The sequence below is a fragment of the Desulfomonilaceae bacterium genome (assembly GCA_041662605.1).
Classification (GTDB): domain Bacteria; phylum Desulfobacterota; class Desulfomonilia; order Desulfomonilales; family Desulfomonilaceae; genus CAJBEZ01.
In genome coordinates, this window is the sequence record JBAZSD010000053.1 from 1 (window position 1) to 5,609 (window position 5,609).

Here is a 5,609-nt window from a genome sequence, read left to right on the forward strand (position 1 = left end):
CCTTAGCCTCTAATGCCATTGGGGCCTTTGTTCATCCGGATGATCAGGAAATGCTTGCGCAATACCACGCACGCCGGTTGCAAGGTGATGAATCCCACTATCAGTATCCTTTTAGATATATCCGCAAGGACGGAACAGTAGGTTGGCTGGAGATGAATTCATCCTTGATAATGTGGGAGGAGAGACCGGCGGCGCTGTGTCTTGTGACGGGCATAACCGAAATCAAGCAGGCAGAACTGGCATTGAGAGACAGCGAAAGGAAATATAGAGAACTAACTGAACTTCTTCCGCAAACAGTTTTTGAGATAGATACAACAGGAAAGTTCACCTTTGTAAACTCTGCAGCGGAGAAACTTACAGGATACAGCGTGGAAGAGTTACTTAACGGTTTTAATATAATGCAATTCCCGGCCCAGGAGGATCGCGAGAAAGCGGCTAACGACATTAAAAGGGTCTTTGAGGAACAGGGATTGGTTATTACCGACCATAAAGCCTTAAGAAAGGACGGAGCCAAAGTTCCCGTCTTAATCTATGGCTCCCCAATGATCCAGGATAAGCATATCGTGGGACTCAGGGGTGTCGTAATCGACATAAGCCCTCTAAAACAGGCCGAAGAAGAGAGAGAAAAACTCAGAACTCAACTTTTCCAGTCACAAAAGATGGAATCCCTGGGAACGCTCGTCGGTGGGATTGCGCATGACTTTAACAACATTCTTCAATCCATTATTGGGTATTCCGAGTTACTTATGGATGATAAGAAAGTAGGAGATCCAGGATACAATTGGCTTCAAGTCATAACCCAAACAGCCCTGGAAGGAGCCGAACTTGTCAGGAAGCTACTAGCTCTATGTCAACAAGGTCAGGTCATTCCAGTCGATTTGGATCTTAACGGTCAACTCAGAGAGATGTCTACGCTAATATCCAGGACTCTTCCACATATCGTCGATCTGGACCTGGATCTGACGAATCGAACAACAATGATTCGGGCGAACAAAAGTGAAATAGATCAACTCATCATGAATCTCGCTATAAACGCCTCTGAATCTATGCCGAACGGCGGAGACCTAAGAGTCGCTACCAGTATAGTTTCGTTGGATAATGATTACTGTAACCGCCATCTGGAAGCCAAACCCGGGGCCTATGTGGTACTCTCCGTGAAGGACACGGGACGAGGGATGGACGATGAGGACTTGTCACGAATATTTGATCCTTTCTTTTCTACGAAGGAAAGGGGATCTAAAAGAGGAACAGGGCTTGGTCTGTCAGTGGTTAGAGGGATTGTTAAGCAGCGAGGAGGCCACATAACATGTGAAAGTGAACCAGGTAAGGGAACTGAATTCAAGGTTTACTTCCCTGCAACTGGAGTTCATCAGGAGGTTGAAGAGACTGATACCCCAACGGTTCAACCGGGAACGGCCGAAACAATCCTTGTGATAGAGGACAGTCCTTATATTGCTGAATTGGAACGGAAAATACTGGAAAATGATGGTTTCAGGGTTTTAGTAGCGACTAACGCGAAAGAAGCTCTCGATATTTATCGGCTGAGAAAAAATGAAATAGCTCTGATTCTTCTGGATCTTGTTATGAAAGGGATGTCGGGCAGAGACTGCTTAATGGAGCTGATAAAGATCGATCCGTCGGTGAAAGCGCTTATAGTAAGTGGCTATTCGCCGGAAGATGAGTTGCGCAGAGAGATCAGCCCACTGGTCAAGGGGTTTGTGCAAAAGCCGTTTGGGATGGCTCAACTCCTCAATGAGGTCCGCTCGGTCTTGGGCGCCGACTGAGTCTGATTTTTAAGAAATGAATCTTCTCTAGTGCGCCGATTTTCAACCTTCTTTTGTCCTATTTTTACGCCGGCGTCAGGAAGTTACTGAACCTTCATTCCATCGAGAGGGAAACAAAAAGAAGCGTCTCGGCCCCAGGGCCTGAACACGGGATCGTCGCGCATGAGGGATCAACCGTGAAACTTGATGAAAAGATTGTTCCTCGTTGGAGTAAGAGGGCCATCGTCCTGATGGTCCTGATTGCCTGCTCCGCACTGTTTTGCCGGGATGTGTCCGGGGGGGCCCAGGTCCGGGAAGGACAAGGCGGCGCATCTTTGGCGACGTCGCCCTCAGACAGCGCCATACAGTCGCTGACCCAGGAAGAACGGGCCTGGTTAAAAGAGCATCCTGTCATTAGTGTTGTCCAGGATCCCAGTTGGCCCCCGGTCGAATTCACTGACGAGAACGGACATCCTTCCGGCATTTCCAACGACTACTTGAGACTCATCGAAGAGCGATTAGGGGTCAAGTTTGAAAGAACACTCAGCCTGAACTGGCAGGATTCGTATGCGAGGCTAAAGCGATGGGACATAGACATGACAACATGTGTGGCGCCCACGCCGGAGCGGGAGCGGTTTTGGGCGTTCACCAGGCCTTACATGAATATTCCCATTGTCATCCTCACCCGGACGGATGTCACATATATCGGCAATATACGGGAACTCAACCGGAAGAAGGTCGCTGTTGTCGATGGATACGCTGCCGGTGAATGGCTACTTCGAGACTTTCCCGACATCCCACTGGTTAAGGTCCGGACTGTAAAAGAAGGGCTCGACCTGCTTCAAAAAGGTGCTGTGTTCGCCTTCGTCGATAACATGCTTGTCATGAACTATTATTTGGCCAAGTTCAATTTGTCTAATTTGAAGATTTCAGGATGGACACCTTACACTAACTCACAGTGCATGGCGGTCCGAAAGGATTGGGCAATCCTGGCGGGGATCCTTGAAAAGGAGTTGGATTCAATTCCTGAATCCGAAATTGGCCGGATTTACCAGAAATGGGTACCCCTTCAATATGAACGCGGTTTTAACTACACCTTACTTTGGCAGGCGCTGGCGGTATTTGCCGTGATCCTTTCGGGACTGCTCTATTGGAATAGGAAACTGTCCGGAGAAATCGTTTATCGTAAAAAAGCTGAATCGGCCCTGAGGAAAAACGAGCAATTTCTAAACAGTATTGTCGAAAATATCCCGATAATGGTTTTTATGAAAGACGCCGCTGATCTTCGATACATTACATTCAACAGGGCCTGCGAGGAATTACTCGGATATTCACGCGAAGAGTTGTCGGGTAAAACTGATTATGACTTTTTCCCCAAGCAGGAGGCTGATTTCTTTACCATGAAGGACAGAGATGTCCTTCAGCATGGTCAACTTGTCGAGATACCGGAGGAAACAATTCAAACCAAACGTCTCGGCCAAAAAATACTGCGCACAAAAAAAATAGTAATTGTAGATGATAAAGGAAAACCTAAATATTTACTTGGCATATCAGAGGACATCACTGAACGGAAAAAGACGGAAGAAAGCTTACGGGAGAGTGAGGAGCGTTACCGCAATCTGCTTGAAGTGTCCCCAATAGGGATTTTCGTCCACTCTGAAGGGAAAGTTGTTTTTGCAAACACTGCCTGCGCCAAGCTGTTGGGCGCAGACACTGAAGAGCAGATAATAGGCAAACCGATCATAGAGATCATCCATCCGGATGGATTAGAAAAAACTCAATCCAGGATAAAGAGATTGATAGCCGGAGAAAGCGGTATTTACCCTGCCGAGGATGTTTATCTGAAACTGGATGGCAGTTCCATAAACGTAGAAGTAGTGGCTACTTCATTACCCTACAAGGGTAAGCCAGCGGTTCAGGCTATCGTCACCGACATAACCGAGCGCCGGAAGGCCGAGAAAGTTCAAAGACGTCTCGTCACAGCCATTGAACAGGTTAATGAGGGTATACTTGTCACTGACACCCAGGGAATAATTCAATATGTCAATCCCTCGCTCGAAAATATTTCGGGCTACGACAAAACTGAACTCCTCGGAACAAAAAGTAATATCTTTAAGAGCGCCGAACACAATCAGGAATTCTTCAGAGATCTTTGGGACACAATTAATGCGGGAAAAGTCTGGACGGGAAGATTTACAAACAAGAAGAAAGATGGGGCCATATATTACGTAGACGCCACAATCTCTCCGGTAAAGGACTCAACCGGAAAAATTATCAATTTTGTGGCCGTTCAACGTGATGTTACGGCACATCTTGAACTTTCAAAACAACTCTTCCAGGCGCAGAAGATGGAAGCGGTGGGGACTTTGGCTGGTGGTGTCGCGCACGATTTCAACAACCTGCTCCAGGCAATATTGGGATATTCAGAGCTTATGCTCCAATCTAAAAACGAAGGGGAACCCGAATACGAAGACTTGCAGAAAATATATCACGCGGGAAAGCGGGGGGCCGATCTGGTTAACGGCTTGCTAACTTTCAGCAGAAAGGTTGAAACAAAATATGTCCCCGTGGACTTGAATCAGGAAATAACCTCTGTTCGCAGCCTCTTGTCCCGCACAATTCCAAAGACCATAAATATTGACTTACATCTCGAAGGGAACCTGGAATCAATCAAAGCGGACCCATCCCAGATAAGCCAAGTCCTGATGAATCTGGGAGTAAACGCCAGAGACACAATGCTGGATGGTGGGACATTATCTATTGAGACTACAAACATACGGTTGGACGAGGAATATTGTAAATCACATCTTGAAGCCAAACCCGGGAATTACGTCGCGCTTAAATTGTCGGATACCGGTCAAGGGATGGACAAGGAAACACTATCGCACATATTTGAGCCGTTCTTCAGCACTAAAGGCCCGGGGAAAGGGACGGGATTAGGACTTGCGATTGTCCATGGCATCGTCAAGCAGCATGGTGGTCACATTAATTGTTATAGCGAGCCCGGCCTTGGTACCACATTCACTATTTACTTCCCTGCGATCCAGGCGGAACAAGCTATGCAAACGCCGGCCTTTGAGACCACTATTCCACGTGGAACAGAGACTGTTCTTCTGGTGGATGATGAAGACGATATTAGAGGTCTTGGCGCAACGCTTCTTAGCCGGTTCGGATATAAGGTAATCACCGCTAATAATGGCAAAGAAGCTTTGGAGGCGTACAAAAGGGAGGGCGAGAGGATATCGCTGATCGTCCTGGACCTGATCATGCCTGAGATGGATGGCAGGAAGTGTCTGGCAGAGGTTCTTCGGGTCAACCCCAAAGCAAAGATAATTATAGCGAGCGGTTATTCTGAGAGTGGATCTGCTGGTGGCGCCATGGCCGGCGGAGCAAAGGGATTCGTTCATAAACCTTACAACATGAGACAGCTCTTAACTACAATTCGAGAGATCCTGGACTCAGACTGATCAGGTCGCGTCTGGCGCCTCCGGTTGTTATTTTGAATAGCCATTTCGTACTGTTTTTTCATGGAAAAACCGGACGGCTGTTTCCTATAGTGAGAACAATCCGGCCATCTAACGGGGGATTCAACAATGCTAAATAATTTGACAGGCGCCTAACTCTTAACAGATAGTTCATATTGAAGAATCGTACGCTCAAGCCCCACCTCTCACATACATAGCTTCCCGCCATGAGGAGACTGCCGTGCAAGACCAAGACAAGACCCAGGACCAGCTTATTGATGAATTGAATGAGATGCGCGGGAAAGTAGCTGAATTAGAGGCTGTTCAAAAGTCCCTGAATAAAAAGGAATCACAATATCTTGATATAATTGATAAAACAAAT

Annotated in this window: 2 protein-coding genes; both read left to right on the forward strand. The window is 47.1% G+C overall.

What is annotated here, in order from left to right; genetic code table 11:
• On the forward strand, positions 1-1,784 hold a 1,784-nt coding region (locus tag WC647_19885; protein MFA6224566.1), incomplete at its 5' end, for a PAS domain S-box protein.
• A gap of 176 nt (positions 1,785-1,960) precedes the next feature.
• Positions 1,961-5,230 (forward strand): PAS domain S-box protein, encoded by a 3,270-nt coding sequence (locus WC647_19890; GenBank protein ID MFA6224567.1) that lies wholly within the window; start codon positions 1,961-1,963, stop codon positions 5,228-5,230.
• Positions 5,231-5,609 lie beyond the last annotated feature (379 nt).